Source organism: Citricoccus parietis (assembly GCF_042433045.1).
Classification (GTDB): Bacteria; Actinomycetota; Actinomycetes; order Actinomycetales; family Micrococcaceae; genus Citricoccus; species Citricoccus parietis.
Map to the genome: position 1 here is coordinate 40,477 of NZ_JBHLWH010000038.1, position 14,935 is coordinate 55,411.

The following is a 14,935-nucleotide window of genomic DNA, read 5'->3' on the forward strand; positions in this document are numbered from 1 at the left end:
AGTTCTTTCAGATTTAGCGTGTCCTCGTTCACATTCCGGACGGTATCGGTGCGGTAACGGTCAGGAATCCGTCCGTGAGCAACTCGGCCACGGCGGCCACCAGGGCCCGCTCCCCCGCCTCGTCCAGGTCCAGCAGTCCGGCCACCGCACCCGTCAGCTGGCCCACCGAGAATTCGCCGTCCGCGGCCGACAGGAACCCGGCGGTGGCGGTGTCCACGTGGGCCGTCCGCCGGAAACCGCCGCCCTGACGGGCCAGGATGATCTCCGGGTGGTCGGAGCCGAAGCGTTGGTGGCGTTCCTCGGTGACATCGCCGGGGACCGTGACGTGCAGCTCCCGCAGCGCCGTCAGGCCTCCGGTGCCTGACGTGTCTGCTGTGTCTCCGGCGACCAGGTCCCAGCGGTCCACCGCCTCGCCCCAGGCCGGCCCCAACGGCTGCTGCAGCTCGGATTCGAGGACCTCGGTGCGGATCCGGCCGGCCCGCGGTGCGGCCGGGCGGCGCAACCACACGTACCCGAACCCGACGGCGGCCACGCCCCGTTCTCCGAAGTCCTCCAGGTAGCGCCGGTACCCCGCTGTGTACCCCGCGGGGTCGAGCTGCTCGGAGGAGTCCTGCAACCAGGTCTCGGCGTAGCCGGCCGGGTCCAGGAGGTCACGCTGGATGAACCAGGCGTCGACGCCGGACGGCACCCAGGAGCGCGGGCGTACCTCCCAGCCGGGCAGTTGGGGGCTGGCGGCCCCGGCCACGCGGTCCGGTGCGCCGCCCGTGACGGTGTCCAAGCCGGGGTCCGGGAGGCCGTGGATCTCCCAGTTGCCGAGCATCTGCGCCATGCCGCCGGGCTCCAGGTGCTCCGGCAGGGCGGCGAAGAGCTCAGCCAGCAACCGGTCCCCGGGGCGGCCGCCGTCCCGGTACGTGTTGATCCCGTCACCGACCTCCCCGGTGAACCGGTCCGGCTCCGACCCCGAGCGCGGGGTGATGACGTACGGCGGGTTGGAGACGACCAGGTCGAAGCGGCAGCCGGCCACCGGCTCCAGCAGGTCCCCCTGCAACAGGGTCACGCGCCCGCCGAGCGTGAGGGGGAATCCGCCGCGAGGGCCCTGCGGTCGACCGTCCCGACCCCGGGCTTCCGTCCGGTCCAGGTCCAGCTCTCCGGTCAGGTCCAGACCCAGCGCCTCGGCGTTGAGGGCCAGGTTGAAGGCCGTGAACTCGAGCGCACGGAGGGAGAGGTCTGTGGCGGTGACGTGGTCGGCGTGGGCCAGCAGGTGCAGGGTCTGGATGCCGCAGCCGGTGCCGAGGTCCAGGGCGCGGGCCACGGGGCGGCGGATCACGTTGCCGGCCAGGGTCATCGACGCCCGGCCGATGCCGAGCACGTGCCAGGAAGGCAAGGTGGTCCGGGTCTGCAGGGCGGTCTGGTCGCTGGCCACCCACACCTCCCCGAGGTCATCGGTCGAGTAGGGCGAGAGGTCGACCACCGGGTGGAAGGCACCGTCCCGGATCCAGCCCAGGTTGAGCTCTGCGGCGCCGGCGGCCGTCAGCGTGGGCAGGGCGGCGTCCAGCGTGGCGGTCGGCACCGGGTCGCCGAGCATCCAGCAGGAGACGGCGGCGGCGAGCGCGCGCTGGGAGCCGGGCGCGCCGGCGTCGTGCATCACCTGGGCGAGGCGGCGGCGAGCCGGTTCGGCCTGCTCTCGCTCCAGCGCCGCGGTGGCCATGGGCCCCAGCAGATCCCCGACCGCATCCGTGGTGTAGGGCAGGGCACGCAGATCGGCAGGCAGATCGGAGACGGCGGCGGGGCCCCGGTTCCACTGCGGCGGGTCGACCATCGCGTGATTGAAGGGCTGCTCGGTGCTGGGAGTGCTGGCGGTGCTGGGAGTGCTGGCGGTGCTGGCGGTATTCGGACGCGGATCGGTCATGACTCCATTGTGGTGCGTGGCCGGTGCCGCACCCGCATCACCGCCTACCCGCCTCACGGTGCTGACGCGAGGAGTCCCTGCCGGAGTTTCTCGACCTGCCGGTCGAACGCCGCCACCACGGTGTCCGGGTCCACCAGGATGCCGCTGACCATGACGTGGTGATGGCCCACGGTCTCCACCGCGATGGTCACGCTCGTGTCTCCGAGCAACTCGTCACCGCTGCTGTGCGCCACCACCCCGTCCCGGTCCCCGGGCAGGGGTGCCACGGTGACGGTGGCCTCGCCCTGGCGCAGTTCCGCGCCCTCGCAGTCCCGGCCCACCGCGGTGTAGAGCGGGCCCGGCTCCGGCCCGTCGCCGTCCTCACGGGCGAACAGGGCGGCGGACAGGACCGGAGGCAGGTAGGCGTCTTCGTAGCCCTCCACCACGCTGACGGCCTCGGCCGCACTGGCGGTGGTCTCAAACGAGGCGGACTGCAAGGCCTGCAGCGCGTCGGCGCAGGCACCCTCGGCCTGGGAGGGGTCGTCGACGACGGTCGCGATCAGGCTCGGATCGATCTGCTCCCCCGGGCCGTCGGCCCCCTCCAGCCCGTACTCCTCCATGTCCAGGAGCATCGCCCGGAGCTGCTCTTCGGACTGGGGCGGGGTGTCCGCCGGGTCGGGTGCCCCGCAGCCGGTCAGCAGCAGCCCCGCGAGGACCAGTCCGGCAGCCTGGCGTCTCACCGGCACACCGCGCACGTGCGGTCCGGGACGGCCAGAGCGCAGGCATCGCACACGGTGTCCAGGGTCTGGCAGGACGGATCGGAGCAGTTCCGCAACTCCGAGGTGGGACCCGCACAGAGGGTGCACTCGCCGATCGTCACGGACTGGTCGGAGAACTGGACCCGCATGCGCTGGTCGAAGACGGCCAGGGATCCCTCCCAGAGGCCGGAGTCGCCATAGGCCTCCCCGTACTTCACGATCCCCCCGTCCAGTTGGTAGACCTCCCCGAAGCCGCGGTGGTGCATCAGCGCCGTCAGCACCTCACAGCGGACCCCGCCCGTGCAGTAGGTGACCACCGGCTGGTCCTTGAGGTGGTCATAGACGCCCGAGTCCAGTTCGGAGATGAAGTCCCGGGTGGTGACGGTGTCCGGCACCACGGCCCCGGCGAATCGACCGATCTTGGCCTCCACGGCGTTGCGCCCGTCGAAGAACACCACGGGGGTCCCGGCGGACTCCTTCTCCTCCACCAGCCGGTGCAGGTCCTCCGGCGTCAGGTGCACGCCGGTGTCCTGCACGCCGTCCTCGGTCACGACGATCTCGTCCGGGGCGTCGAAGGCCACCAGCTCAGGCCGCACCTTGACGGACAACCGCGGGAAGTCCTCCGCCGAACCGTCGGACCACTTGACCTCCAGCCCGGCGAAGGGGCCGTAGGTGCGGGTGGTCTTGACGTATTGCTTCACCGCGTCCAAGGGGCCACCCACGGTGCCATTGATCCCGTGCGGGGACACGATGATGCGCCCGGTCAGCCCCCATCGCGAGGCCAAGGCGTGCTGCCAGAGGCGCACGGCCTCCGGATCGGCCAACGGGGCGAAGCGGTAATACAGGGCGATCTTGGACTGGCTCACTACATCAAGGGTAGTCCGGGACGCCCCACCCCACGAGGTCCGTGAGGAGACGGCATCGCTGACGGGGACCGCAGCATACCGGCACGTGACGATTTGACCTGGATCTTGATCCGACGGGTGCGGGCGGCCTGCGGCTCGGGCTAGTCTCGTCCCATGACTTCTGCCTTGAATGACGCGCTGGTCAGCACCTGGGTGACCGGCTGGTCCCGCTGCCGGAACTACGACGTGCAACATGACGGCGTGGTCCACGCATCCCTGCGCAGTGGAGTCCAGGCCGGTGACGGACAGGACTGGGAGTACGTCCTGGCCCACCCGGACGAGACTGCCCTCAAGGCGGTGTCCGCCGAGGTCCAGAACCACCCTGGAAGACTGCTGACCGTGGTCGGCCCGCCGCCCACCGTGCCGGCCGGTGTCCCCCTCAAGGCGCTCTCCATCGGAGAGAAGCTCATGGTGGTGAACATGGGAGGCCAGGACGTCGAGGCCCCCATCGTGCCCGAGGAGTTCGAGGCCACCGTGGAACGCAATGACCCGGACTGGTTCCTCGTGACCATTATCAGCACGGAGGAGCACCCGCAGGGCGAGGGCGCCGTGGCGGCCCGCGGCCGGGTAGCCGCCGTGGACGGCTACGCCGTGTTCGACCGCATCTGGACCTCCCCCGAATTCCGCCGGCAGGGCCTGGGTTCGCTGGTGATGCGCTACCTCGCCTCGCTGGCCTTGGAGCACGACGTCGAGGAAGGCCTGCTTGTGGCCAGCGCCGACGGACAGGCCCTCTACGGCCACCTCGGCTGGACCGAGCTCGCCGACGTCACCGTCTACGGCGCCCTGGAGGGCGACAGCGGGAACCCGTCCCACTCGGACGCCGGCTGAGTGGACCCCCGCGGGGAACACCCCCGGAACGGCGGCGGAGACGGGACTGGAGACGGGCCCGGGCAGCCAGCCGGTGGACCACGCACGGATGACCCCCGGGACGCCGAGGCCCTGAGCCGCACGCTCGGCCGCCGCTCCATCCCGCCGCAACTGTTGCACGTCCGGCACCTGCCGGAACGGCAGGCCGTCACGGTGCCCTGGCCGGCGGGCACCCCGGACGGCCTCATCCACGCCCTCGGGGGCTCCGGCGCCCTGGAGCCCTGGGAGCACCAGGCCGAGGCGGCCGGCCTCGCGGCGGCCGGGACCAACGTGGTGTTGGCGACGGGGACGGCGTCGGGCAAGTCCCTCGCCTACCAGCTCGCCGCCGGCACCGCCCTGCACGACGACCCCACCGGGACCGTGCTCTACCTGTCACCCACGAAGGCGCTCGCGGCCGACCAGCTCAACGCCTGGCGCGCCCTGGCCCGGGACGGCGCCACCTGGCTGCGGCCGGCCCCCTATGACGGGGACACGGACATCGCCGACCGCAAGTGGGCTCGCGAACACGCGAATGTGCTGCTGACGAACCCGGACATGCTGCACATCGGAATCCTGCCGCACCACGAACGCTGGGCCCGGTTCTTCCGGCGGCTGCGCTTCGTGGTGGTGGACGAGGCCCACGTGTACCGGGGGGTCTTCGGCTCCCACGTGGCCGTGCTGCTGCGCCGGCTGGCCCGCGTCTGCGCGCACTATCGGTCCGGACGGCGAGACGGGGCCGAGGTCCCGGACACGCCGGGCCCCGTGTTCATCGGGGCCTCGGCCACCAGTGCGGACCCCGCCGGGTCCTTCTCGCGCCTGATCGGGGCGGACGCGGTGGCCGTGACCGAGGACGCCTCCCCCCATGGGGCCGTCACGGTCGGCTTCTGGGAACCGGAGCTCACGGACCGGCGCGGCGAGAACGGGGCACCCGTGCGCCGTTCGGCCACGGCCGAGGGCGCCGGGATGATGGCCGACCTGGCCGTCACCGGCACCCGGACGATTGCCTTCATCCGCTCCCGCCGCGGGGCCGAGGCGATGGCCTCCGCCGCCAAACGTGAGCTCGCCGAGGTGGACCCGTCCTTGCCGCCCCGGGTGGCGGCCTACCGGGCCGGATACCTGCCCGAGGAGCGCCGCGAGGTGGAGACGGCGCTGCGCACCGGCCGGCTGCTGGGAGTCGCCTCCACGCCGGCGCTGGAGCTGGGCATCGACATCGCCGGACTCGACGCCGTGCTGGTGGCCGGCTGGCCGGGCACCCGCGCGTCGTTCTTCCAGCAGGTGGGACGCGCCGGGCGGTCGGGGCAGGAATCCGTGGCGCTCTACGTGGCCGGGGATGACCCCCTGGACACCTACGTGGTCCACCACCCGGAGGCCGTCTTCGAACTGGCTGTGGAGGACTCGGTCACGGACCCGACCAACCCACACATCCTCGCCCCACACCTGTGCGCCGCGGCCGCCGAGTTCCCCCTGGTCCCGGACGGGCTCGGTGACTTCGGGGACCCGGACGAGGTCCGTGGACTGGTGGAACAGCTCGTCGAGGAGGGCTACCTGAGGCGCCGTCCGGCCGGCTGGTTCTGGACGCATCCCGAGCATGCCGCCGGGTTGGTGTCCCTGCGGGACGACGGCGGCGGACCGGTGGACATCATCGACACCGAGACCGGCGCCCTGCTGGGCTCCATGGGCTCCCCGCAGACCCACTACCAGGCCCACCCCGGTGCCGTGTACGTCCACCAGGACCGGACGTACCTGGTGGAGGACCTCGACGAGGACGCCCACGCCGTCCTGGTCACGCGAGCGTGGCCGGACTTCTTCACGCAGGCCCGGGACATCACCGAGATCGAGATCCTGGACACCGTCCACCGCGTGGACGCGGGAGACCTGCAATGGTGCACGGGGCCGGTGAAGGTCACCACCCAGGTGGTGTCCTACCAGCGCAAGGCTTTGGTCTCCGGCGAGGTCCTCGGCGAGGAGCCCCTGGAACTGCCCGCCCGGGACCTCTTCACCACGGCCGTCTGGTTCCACTGCCCCTCGGAGGTGCTGGTGGCCGCCGGCCTGACGATGGACCGGCTGCCCGGGTCCCTGCACGCCGCCGAACACGCGATGATCGGGCTGCTGCCCATCGTGGCCTCGAACGACCGCTGGGACATCGGCGGGGTGTCCATGGCCCTGCACCCGGACACCGGTCAGCCCTCCGTGTTCGTCTACGACGGTCACCCGGGCGGCGCCGGCTTCGCCGAGCGGGGCTTCGCGGAAGCCGCGACCTGGCTGCAGGCCACCCTGGACACGGTGCTCTCCTGCAGTTGTTCCTCGGGTTGCCCTTCTTGTGTGCAGTCTCCGAAGTGCGGCAACCGCAACAACCCGCTGGACAAGGACGGGGCCGCAACCCTGCTGACGTTCGTGCTGCAGGGCGTCCGGATCGCGGCGGCACGGTCGCTGCGGGCGGCCGCTCACCGCGGCACCGTTGACGCCGGCGGTCCGGCCCGGGCCACCCCTTCGGAGGGCCACGGCAGCGTCGACTCATAACGGGTGCGCACCAGCACGGTGCCGTCTGAGGCGGCAGCGCACTCGATGACCGTGGCCCCGTGACGATCAGCCGTCTGGGCAGCCAGGGCGCAGGGATCGGCCAGCGCCAGTCCACGGGCAGCGTCTGCAGCGGCGAGCGCGGCGAGGTCCGCGGCTCCGGAGGCCCGTGCCGCCGCCGTGGCCGCGGTGCCCAACGCCGCGGTGGCGCCCAGCAGCGCCAGGGTCAGGAACACCGTGGCCAGCACGGTGACACTGCCGGCGCCCTGATCGCCTGGTTCGCCCTGCTCGACTTGTTCGCCTGGCCGGCGTGTGCTCGTCCGGTTCATGGTGCTCCCGTGGGAGGCACGGCCCACTGGTCCGGCGCGTGGGCCGTGGCCTCCAGTTCCCACCCGTCCCACCACGCCAGGGGCCCTGGAGGGGCGTGGGCCACGGTCACGGCGACCCAGCCAGTGCTCCGGTCGCTGCTGAGTTCCGTGGCCTCACCGGCCATGCGCCGGGCGGTGGAGCGGACGTCGGCCTCGCTCTCTCCCCGGGCCAGCTCGCGGACCGAGGCCGCTGCGGCTTCCTCCAGCCGGACCTGCTGCAGGGTCGCGGCACCGGCGAGCAGGGCGCCCACCAGTACCAGGGCCGCGGCCGGCAGCATGACCGCGTATTCCGCGGTGACCGATCCCCGTTCGGTACCGGCGGGCCCGGAGGGGTACTCGGGCCGCGGGGGTCGCTCGGACCGCAGGGGGCGGCCGGAATCGGTAGGAGGGCCGAGAAGGCCAGGAGGGCCAGGATCGGCGGAACGGCCGTGCCCCGTGGATCCGGTCAAGGGGGGATGTTCGGTCAGAGGGCGGCGGTCCATGGCTTCCTCGTGTCTTCGGGTGTCGCTCGGGCGGGACGGGAGCAGTGCGGGTGGGTGGCAGGATTCGGGAATGTCCGGACATACCTGATCGGCCGGGGTCTGCGACGGGTACCGGGCCCCGCCGGGAGGGGTATCGGCGGGACCCGGGGTCCGGTGGAGGGTTCTCAGCCGAAGCTGAGGGCGTTCTTGACGATGTCCAGCAGCAGTCCCTGCACGTCGGTCCCGGCGAGGACGACGGCCAGGACGCCGGCGAACCCGACGGCGGCGAGCGTGACGATGCCGTACTCGGCTGTCTGCGCACCGGTCTCATCGCCCCAATCCAGGGTCGAGGCGCGACGGCCCTGCACGGCGAGGGCGGTGGAGGCGCTGTTCACGGTGCTGGCAGTGCTGGCGGTGCCTGCAGGCCGATTGACTCCGCTGGCCGTTCGCGGGGCGTGGTGTTCGTGCTGCAGTGTGGCGGTCATGGTGTCTCCTCTGGTGTGATGGCGGCCGGTGTGGTCGCCTGCTTCCAGCCTGCGTCGGTGTTCTCCCCCGTGGGGTGCGGAGGCTCGCAGTTCTGGATGGCTGGGGCACTTTGGGCCGGTGTGGAGGACTGCGCCAGGTTCCCGACGGTGGCACCGCGTCCCCCAGGTGAACTCGCGCATGCAGGCAACAGGGCGGGTGTCAGGGCGGGTGTCAGGGCGGGCATCAGGACGGATGTCAGGGCAGCAGGGCCAGGACGAGCGGGACCACACCCAGGCAGAGGAACGAGGGCAACTGGCAGAGCCCCAGGGGCAGGACCAACCGGGTGCCCAGTTCTGCGGCCCGTTGCTCGGCCCGGCGCTTCCGGTGACGGCGGAGCGTCGAGGCCGTGGACCGCAGCAGGGCAGCCGTGGGCGCTCCGGTGAGGTGGGCGAAGCGGAGTTCGCCGGCCAGCTCCTGCAGGTCGGGGTCACTGGCTTCAGGCTCATGGGCCGACCAGGCGTCATCCCAGTCGACACCGGCCCGCAGCAGGGCGGCCACCCGCCGGACCGGCGCCGCCCCGGGGACATGGGTGCCGAGCAGGTCGAGACCGGAGACGAGACTCTGCCCCGTTTCCAGCAGTCCCGCCACCAGGTCCATCGCCAGGGCGGCGTCCAGCGTGTCCGGTGCTGCCGAGGCGCCGGGCCGGACGCTCGTGCTCGTGGTCATGTGGTCTCCTCCGATCGGCGGATCAGCACGCGGGTCCAGAGATGGCCGATCACAGCCAGTCCCACTCCGGTGCCGATCACGAGCCAGCCGAGGGGACCGGCCAGCAACTCGGTGGGCGGCCCCCCGACGAGGGCCGTCATCGCGATCCCGGCGAGAGGCAGGAAGCCCAGCAGTTGTGCCGTGGAGCGCGGGCCGGCGGCTGCCGCGTCCCGCGCCTGCTGGGCGTCCTGGCCCTCCTCCAGGGCGTCGGCCAGACGCTCGAGCAGCCCGCCCAGCGGAATCCCGGCGTGGTGGGAGACCGCCAGGCATCCATCCAGCTGGCGCCAGTGACGGCCCTGCCCCGGCGCCTCCACGGCGGCGAACGGCTCGCCGCCGAGCATGATCTCCAGGTCAGCCGCGACCAGAACGTGGTGCAGGCAGCATCCCGCCCGACTGGCTGGCCTCCGCGGCCCGCCTGGCCCGTCTGGTCCGCCCGGGCACGGTTCGTAGAGCCCCGAGAGTTCCACCCAGACGCGCTCCGGACGACGGCCGGCCTGCAACAGGGCGGACGCCTGGCGGAGCAGGGCGACGAATTCCTCGGTCTCGCGCTCACGCCGACGCCGCGCCTGCCCCGGGAGCCACCGCAGCCACCGCGACCACCACCGCCGCCTGCTTCGTCGTTCAGGCCCCGATCGCATGCCGGCCCCTACTCCGCCGCGATCCGGTGTCCCGGTGCACGTCGGCTGCGGACAGACCGTCCAGCACCCCCTGGCCGGGCCCCGCGGTCAAAGCGGTTCCGACCAGGGAGAGCGCCGGGAGGACGCGCAGGGTGCCGGGCCGGCTGGTGTCCCGGTCCACGACGGCCAGCTCCACGGGGTGCCGTCCGGCATCGGTCCGTTCCAGGTGGAGGACCGCATCCACCGCACTGGAGGCCTGCAGCGCAAGGGCTTCTGACCCCAGGCCGGCCAGTGCGCCCATCGCCTGCAGTCGGGCCGGGACGTCTGAGGCAGAGTTGGCGTGCAGTGTTCCGGCGGCGCCTCGGTGGCCGGTGTTCATGGCGGCGAGGAAGTCCGCGACCTCGGCCCCGCGGCACTCTCCCACGACGAGCCGGTCGGGCCGCATCCGCAGCGCCTGCCGGACGAGTTCGGACAACTCGACGGTGCCGGCGCCCTCGGAGTTGCCGGAGCGGGCCTGCAGCGAGACCACATGGCCGTGGCGCGGGCGCAGCTCGCGGGTGTCCTCCACGGTGATGATCCGTTCGTCCGCGGGGACCTCCGAGAGCACCGCGGAGAGCAGGGTGGTCTTCCCGGAACCGGTGGCCCCGCTGATGAGCAGGTTGGCGCGGGTGTGCAGCAGTTGCCGCAGTGCGGCCAGCCACTGCGTCCCGTGGGGCCAGCGCCGGGCCAGGTCCTCCAGACGCGGTGGCTCCGGTGCGGCCAACCGGACACTGATCTGGGTGCCGCCCGAGGCCAGCGGCGGCAGGATGGCGTGCACCCGGGCACCGGTGACCTGTGCGTCACCGAACGGTTGGCCCTCGTCGAGCCGGCGGCCGCCCTGGGCCAACAGCCGGACGGCCAGGAGACGGGCGTCGTCAGCCGGCAGGCACCGGCCCGTGTCCCGGAGGCCGTCCAGACCGTCTGTCCAGATGGTCCCGGCCCCGTCCACCAGGACGTCCGTGACGCCGGGGCCGCGGGCCGGGGCCGCCAGTGGTCCCAGGCCGATGAGATCGTCCGTCAGCGCCGTCATCTGGGTGGACGCCTCCTGCGGGGTGGTCACCGGCAGGTGCCGCCGGACGGCCTCGGCCGCCAGCTCCGGCGGCACGGTGTCGGGCCGGGGCGCAGCACCACGGTCCTGGTGACGGGCGGGGTCGGCGAGGCGGCCGGCGAGCCATCTGCGGGCCCGTTGCCGTCCCGCCGAGGTTCCGGTGGCGAGGCGCCGACCCGCTCCGGGCGGTGGTTCCGGCGACCATCCGCGGCTCATCGCAGGGCCCTTCCGGCCACCGGCCAGCCGGGTTCCAGGGTCCCGGCTCCGTCCAGCCGCAGTTCGATCTCCGCGGCCAGCCTCCGGGCGGAACCGCTCCGACTCGACCGATTCCAGGAGGCCAGCGACGTACCGTCCCAATCCTGCGCGTCGACCCGCACAGAGCCGGCGGGTTCCCCCGCCAGGGCTGACCCTCGACGGGCGTCCCGGTGCCGTGCTGCGTGCGATGGCCGCTGGCGTGGCGTGACCTGCAGCAGCACGTCGGCCGGAAGCTGCCGGCCCGCCGGCAGTCCGCGATCGGTGCACACCAGCAGGGCCATCCCCCGTTCCGCCCCGTCGCGCGCCCGGTCCTGGTCCTTGCCGACGTCGACGACCGTCCAGGGGAACGTCTCCACGGCGACCTGGACCCAGTCATCGTCCATCCGGGGGCGGGCAGCGGACTTCGATGAGGTCCAGCCCCACCACCGCACGCCACCGGCCCCGGGCAGGTGTGAGGCCAGGGCGGGTCCGGGAACCGGCAGGTCCTGCATCCCGTCCCAGCTCACGCATCGATCCGCAGGAGGGGCCAGGGCGCGGAGCCGTGTACTCAGACTCCCCTGGGGGCCTTGGGCATCCACGAGCAGGCCCCGCCCGGGGCCTCCCAGCAGCAGTGTCAGCGCCCAGGACAGCCCGGGCCAGTGCTCGTCCCCATCGGCGCCCGGGCCATCATGGACCACCACCGCAGCGCGCCCCCGAACGGGTGGCTCAGAGTTGGCCGGACGTGTCCGCGCCAGGATGCGGCAGAGCTGCTGAGACCGAGAGGGCAGGCAGAGGGCACCGGGGGGCGCGGACGACCCGTCCAGGGTGACGGCCACGATCGGCGGTTCCGGCCGATCCTGTCCGCCGTCTGGCCCCGGCTCCGGGCCGGCCGTCTCCCCCGGGGCGAGCCCCCAGAGGATGAGGGCCGGAGGCGCCGGGTCAGCCCGGCGGGCCTGTGCCGCGGCCGACCACTCGGGGCGTGGCACGACGCGCAGCCGGTGTCCGACCGCGGCGGCACAGGCGGCCACCTCGGTGCACAGCAGTTCGGACAGGAGTGGGGCGCTGCCCACCAGACCATGTGGGACCGGCCCATCCCGATCCGGTGGAGCGACGAACAGGATGGTCAACGGTGAGGATGCTCGGACTGCCATGCTCCCAGCCTGTCCGTCCGGCCCCCGGCATGCTCCTCGCGGGCCGGCAACTGTGGAGGACCGGCCCGGGTTCGGCCGCCTGTGGAGGAACTGGCGGCCTACAGGTCAGCGGGGGGAACGGGCATGGAGGCGTCCCAATCGGTGATGTCCATGATCCGGCCGCGGTCCCAGTCCTGGGTCCACCCCAGCAGGTCGAGGATCCGGTCGATCAGGATGGCCGTGAAGCCCCACACGAGGGTGCCGGAGACCCGGAAGGCCGGGCTCCTGAACCGCCGGGTTGCGCCCGCCACTTCCCGGGACAGGGAGGTGGTGATGCGGTTGGCGGGGTCCACCAGGTCGGCCACGGGGACCCGGAACACCCGGGCCGCCTCCCCCTCGTCCACCACGAAGACGTCGGAGGGCCGGTCCCACCAGCCCAGCACGGGATGCACCCGGAAGTTCGAGACCGTGAGCGGGGCCGGCGGCAGGGTTCCGATGACCCGCACACCGTTCCGGTCCAGGCCCGTCTCCTCCTCGGCCTCCCGTAGGGCGCAATCACTGAAGTCCACGTCCCCGGGGTCCCGGCGGCCTCCCGGGAAGGCGACCTGGCCGGGGTGGTGGCGCAGGGCGAAGGACCGCTGGGTGAGCAGCAGGTCCAGGTCCTCCGGCACGGCAGTGCCGTGGAAGTGCGCCGGCTGGCCGTCCAGGGCCCCGAACAGCACCAGCACGGCGGAGTCCGAGGGCTCCCCGGCCGAGTCCGGGGGCACCACGGTGCGGCCGAAGTCCCAGCCCCGGTCGTCGTCGGGAATCCGGGACGGGGCCGGGGCAGACGGCGGCCTCGCCGCCAGGTCCGGGTCTAGGGTCCCGTAGCGCTCCACGAGGGACCGTAGGTCCGCGAGCGCCCCGTCGATCTGCATCATGCCCCCAAACCGTAGCCCTCGGCCCGCAGCTCGGCGCGGGTGGAACCGGCGATCATCTTGGCCAGGAGTTCTTCCCGGCCCGGTGCCAGCTCGTACTTCAGCAACGACGCCGCCGCGTCCGGATTCGTCTCCCCGATCCCGAAGGAGGGGCACCAGCGGGCGACGGGACAGGCCCCGCAGGCGGGGCGCTTGGCATGGCAGACGCGGCGTCCATGGAAGACCAGGCGATGGGAGAGCATGGTCCAGTCGCGCGGCTCGAAGAGTTCGGCGACCTCGTACTCGACCTTGACCGGGTCCTGCTCCGCGGTGAAGCCGAGCCGCCGGGCCAGGCGCCCGAAGTGGGTGTCCACGGTGAGCCCGGGGACCCCGAAGGCATTGCCCAGGACCACGAAGGCCGTCTTGCGGCCGACCCCGGGCAGTTTCACCAGTTCGTCCACCGTGCCGGGCACTTCCCCACCGTGGCGTTCCACCAGGGCCCGGGAGAGGCCCTGGATGGCGGTGGCCTTGTTCCGGTAGAAGCCCAGGGGCCGGACGATCTCCTGCAGCTCGCGCTCGTCCGCGAGGGACATGGCCTCGGCATCCGGGAAACGCGCGAACAGCCCGGGAGTGGTCGCATTGACCCGCACGTCTGTGGTCTGCGCCGAGAGCACGGTGGCCACGAGCAGCTCGAAGGCGTTGGTGAAATCGAGCTCGGCGACCGCGTAGGGGTAGGCCTCGGCCAGCACCCGGTTGATCTTCCGGGCACGGCGCTTCAGGGCGAGGGTGCTCTCCCCGGCGCTCGCGACGCCGGCCGGGACGGAACTCCTGCCCGTCACGCGCGCTCGATGTCCGTGAGGTCCTCCAGCACGCCGGTGCGGCCATCCGTGTTCTGCACGAGGAACTCGTGGCCACGGTCCTCGAGGGCCAGGATCCAGCCGCCGGGCTCAAGCGCGAAGGCCGGGCCGCCGTCCTCGGGGTTCACGGCCGTCCGGCGCGTTCCCACGGCGAACCAGAACGCCTCGTACTCGGCCGGTTCCGTGCCCCTCGGTGCCGACGGTCCGGATTCCAGCGGATCGATCGGTTCCGTGTGCTGAACCTCCGGCGCCGGTGACGACGGAGACAGCTGGACCGGTTCCGACGGCTCTGACAGTTCGGACGGCTCTGACGGTTCAGCAGTTGCCGGTGCTCCGAACGCGGCGGTTGCCGAGGCCGCGGCCTCGTCCGTGGACCGCGGGCGCACGCGGGTCATCCCGAGTTCGTCCTCGATGTCGGCCGCAGACTGCTGAGCATCGTCCGAGCCGGAAGCGTGGGATCCAGCAGGCTCCGGCGAGGACCGGTATTCCTCGTGGGCCTCCTGTGAGGCCGCCTGACCGTAGGCCGGGGCCTGACCGTAGGCCGGGGCCTGACCGTACATCGCGTCCGGGCCCGAGGCCGCTCGCGCACCGACTCCCGGACCAGTGGGACCGGCGTGGCCGGCGGGAACACCTGTGCTGGAGGGCCCATTGGACGCAGTGGGTCCGGTGGCCCCGGCGAAGAGCGGGGCCATGAGGGATCGCATCGGGGAGGTGACCAGCAGTCCGAAGGCGCCGGCCAGACCGATGAGCAGGACGGCGTCCAGGGTGGTGACGAACGTGATGAAGAAGTAGGACAGCGCCAGCCAGGCCGTGACGTGCGCGAACTGTTCGGTGCTGAGCGAACCGAGGCGGGGGCCGGCGTCGTTGGTGGACTTGCCGGCGGAGGCCGCGCGGGCCAGGATGAAGCCGGCCGCGACGAGGGGCATCAGGACCCCGATGCCGAGGAAGAAAAGGTTGGTGCTGCCCCACAGGTTCAGGCCCCACCGCGAGGTGGCCAGGGGGACGATGGACCCGGCGAGGACCACGAGGACCGAGGCGAGGAAGCCGACGTCCCAGCTGGACAGCCTCAGCCCCGGGCCGGGACCACCGGCTGGTGCGGTATCGGATGAATCCGGTGCGATGGTCATGTGGTTCCTCCTGT

The 14,935-nt window shown here is 72.5% G+C and carries 15 protein-coding genes; 2 read left to right on the forward strand and 13 right to left on the reverse strand.

The genetic code is table 11. From position 1 onward, the window contains the following. Positions 1–28: 28 nt before the first annotated feature. From ACFFIO_RS12855 to trhO, 3 genes are read right to left on the reverse strand one after another with little or no spacing between them, the layout of a single operon-like run. Positions 29–1,909, reverse strand: a complete 1,881-nt coding sequence (locus ACFFIO_RS12855) for a DUF7059 domain-containing protein (protein WP_446681844.1) — start codon at positions 1,907–1,909, stop codon at positions 29–31. Positions 1,910–1,962: 53 nt separating this feature from the next. Continuing rightward, positions 1,963–2,628, reverse strand: coding sequence for a hypothetical protein (locus ACFFIO_RS12860; protein WP_378042335.1), 666 nt, complete (start codon positions 2,626–2,628; stop codon positions 1,963–1,965). Further along, complete coding sequence (gene trhO / locus ACFFIO_RS12865) at positions 2,625–3,512, reverse strand: oxygen-dependent tRNA uridine(34) hydroxylase TrhO (RefSeq protein ID WP_378042337.1); 888 nt, start codon at positions 3,510–3,512, stop codon at positions 2,625–2,627. Before trhO ends, ACFFIO_RS12860 begins: the two co-directional genes overlap by 4 nt. 153 nt (positions 3,513–3,665) lie before the next feature. Here trhO and ACFFIO_RS12870 point away from each other — a divergent pair, with 153 nt between their 5' ends. Continuing rightward, positions 3,666–4,379, forward strand: coding sequence for a GNAT family N-acetyltransferase (locus tag ACFFIO_RS12870; protein ID WP_378042339.1), 714 nt, complete (start codon positions 3,666–3,668; stop codon positions 4,377–4,379). Positions 4,380–4,490: 111 nt separating this feature from the next. After that, positions 4,491–6,917 carry a DNA 3'-5' helicase SftH gene (locus ACFFIO_RS12875; protein WP_378042409.1) on the forward strand — a complete coding sequence of 809 codons (2,427 nt, stop codon included), beginning with the start codon at positions 4,491–4,493 and terminating at the stop codon, positions 6,915–6,917. Here the strand turns inward: ACFFIO_RS12875 and ACFFIO_RS12880 are convergent. From ACFFIO_RS12880 to ACFFIO_RS12925, 10 genes are all read right to left on the reverse strand, one after another. Next, a complete protein-coding gene (locus ACFFIO_RS12880; protein WP_378042341.1) occupies positions 6,842–7,243 on the reverse strand; it encodes an Rv3654c family TadE-like protein in 402 nt (133 codons plus the stop codon). The genes ACFFIO_RS12875 and ACFFIO_RS12880 overlap by 76 nt on opposite strands. After that, complete coding sequence (locus ACFFIO_RS12885) at positions 7,240–7,764, reverse strand: TadE family type IV pilus minor pilin (protein ID WP_378042343.1); 525 nt, start codon at positions 7,762–7,764, stop codon at positions 7,240–7,242. The genes ACFFIO_RS12880 and ACFFIO_RS12885 overlap by 4 nt, the downstream gene beginning before the upstream one ends. Positions 7,765–7,928: 164 nt before the next feature. Further along, positions 7,929–8,228 carry a DUF4244 domain-containing protein gene (locus tag ACFFIO_RS12890; protein ID WP_378042345.1) on the reverse strand — a complete coding sequence of 100 codons (300 nt, stop codon included), beginning with the start codon at positions 8,226–8,228 and terminating at the stop codon, positions 7,929–7,931. 235 nt (positions 8,229–8,463) lie between these two features. After that, positions 8,464–8,934 (reverse strand): type II secretion system F family protein, encoded by a 471-nt coding sequence (locus ACFFIO_RS12895; protein ID WP_378042346.1) that lies wholly within the window; start codon positions 8,932–8,934, stop codon positions 8,464–8,466. Then, positions 8,931–9,611 (reverse strand): type II secretion system F family protein, encoded by a 681-nt coding sequence (locus tag ACFFIO_RS12900; protein ID WP_378042348.1) that lies wholly within the window; start codon positions 9,609–9,611, stop codon positions 8,931–8,933. The genes ACFFIO_RS12895 and ACFFIO_RS12900 overlap by 4 nt, the downstream gene beginning before the upstream one ends. Further along, positions 9,595–10,893: a TadA family conjugal transfer-associated ATPase gene (locus ACFFIO_RS12905; protein WP_378042350.1), complete on the reverse strand. Its 1,299-nt coding sequence runs from the start codon at positions 10,891–10,893 to the stop codon at positions 9,595–9,597. Before ACFFIO_RS12905 ends, ACFFIO_RS12900 begins: the two co-directional genes overlap by 17 nt. Beyond that, on the reverse strand, positions 10,890–12,062 hold the full coding sequence (locus ACFFIO_RS12910; protein WP_378042352.1) for a hypothetical protein: 1,173 nt from the start codon (positions 12,060–12,062) through the stop codon (positions 10,890–10,892). The genes ACFFIO_RS12905 and ACFFIO_RS12910 overlap by 4 nt, the downstream gene beginning before the upstream one ends. A 98-nt stretch (positions 12,063–12,160) precedes the next feature. Continuing rightward, a complete protein-coding gene (locus tag ACFFIO_RS12915; RefSeq protein ID WP_378042354.1) occupies positions 12,161–12,961 on the reverse strand; it encodes an NUDIX hydrolase in 801 nt (266 codons plus the stop codon). Continuing rightward, positions 12,958–13,776 carry an endonuclease III gene (nth, locus tag ACFFIO_RS12920; protein ID WP_378042356.1) on the reverse strand — a complete coding sequence of 273 codons (819 nt, stop codon included), beginning with the start codon at positions 13,774–13,776 and terminating at the stop codon, positions 12,958–12,960. The genes ACFFIO_RS12915 and nth overlap by 4 nt, the downstream gene beginning before the upstream one ends. Next, positions 13,773–14,921 carry a hypothetical protein gene (locus tag ACFFIO_RS12925; RefSeq protein WP_378042358.1) on the reverse strand — a complete coding sequence of 383 codons (1,149 nt, stop codon included), beginning with the start codon at positions 14,919–14,921 and terminating at the stop codon, positions 13,773–13,775. The genes nth and ACFFIO_RS12925 overlap by 4 nt, the downstream gene beginning before the upstream one ends. Positions 14,922–14,935: the final 14 nt, after the last annotated feature.

Coding starts and splice junctions, on each gene's coding strand:
- ACFFIO_RS12925 (WP_378042358.1), bottom strand. CDS start 14,921: ATGACCATCGCACCGGATTCATCCGATACCGCACCAGCCGGTGGTCCC.
- ACFFIO_RS12910 (WP_378042352.1), bottom strand. CDS start 12,062: ATGGCAGTCCGAGCATCCTCACCGTTGACCATCCTGTTCGTCGCTCCA.
- ACFFIO_RS12900 (WP_378042348.1), bottom strand. CDS start 9,611: ATGCGATCGGGGCCTGAACGACGAAGCAGGCGGCGGTGGTGGTCGCGG.
- ACFFIO_RS12915 (WP_378042354.1), bottom strand. CDS start 12,961: ATGATGCAGATCGACGGGGCGCTCGCGGACCTACGGTCCCTCGTGGAG.
- ACFFIO_RS12890 (WP_378042345.1), bottom strand. CDS start 8,228: ATGACCGCCACACTGCAGCACGAACACCACGCCCCGCGAACGGCCAGC.
- ACFFIO_RS12905 (WP_378042350.1), bottom strand. CDS start 10,893: ATGAGCCGCGGATGGTCGCCGGAACCACCGCCCGGAGCGGGTCGGCGC.
- ACFFIO_RS12895 (WP_378042346.1), bottom strand. CDS start 8,934: ATGACCACGAGCACGAGCGTCCGGCCCGGCGCCTCGGCAGCACCGGAC.
- ACFFIO_RS12880 (WP_378042341.1), bottom strand. CDS start 7,243: ATGAACCGGACGAGCACACGCCGGCCAGGCGAACAAGTCGAGCAGGGC.
- ACFFIO_RS12870 (WP_378042339.1), top strand. CDS start 3,666: ATGACTTCTGCCTTGAATGACGCGCTGGTCAGCACCTGGGTGACCGGC.
- ACFFIO_RS12855 (WP_446681844.1), bottom strand. CDS start 1,909: ATGACCGATCCGCGTCCGAATACCGCCAGCACCGCCAGCACTCCCAGC.
- ACFFIO_RS12885 (WP_378042343.1), bottom strand. CDS start 7,764: ATGGACCGCCGCCCTCTGACCGAACATCCCCCCTTGACCGGATCCACG.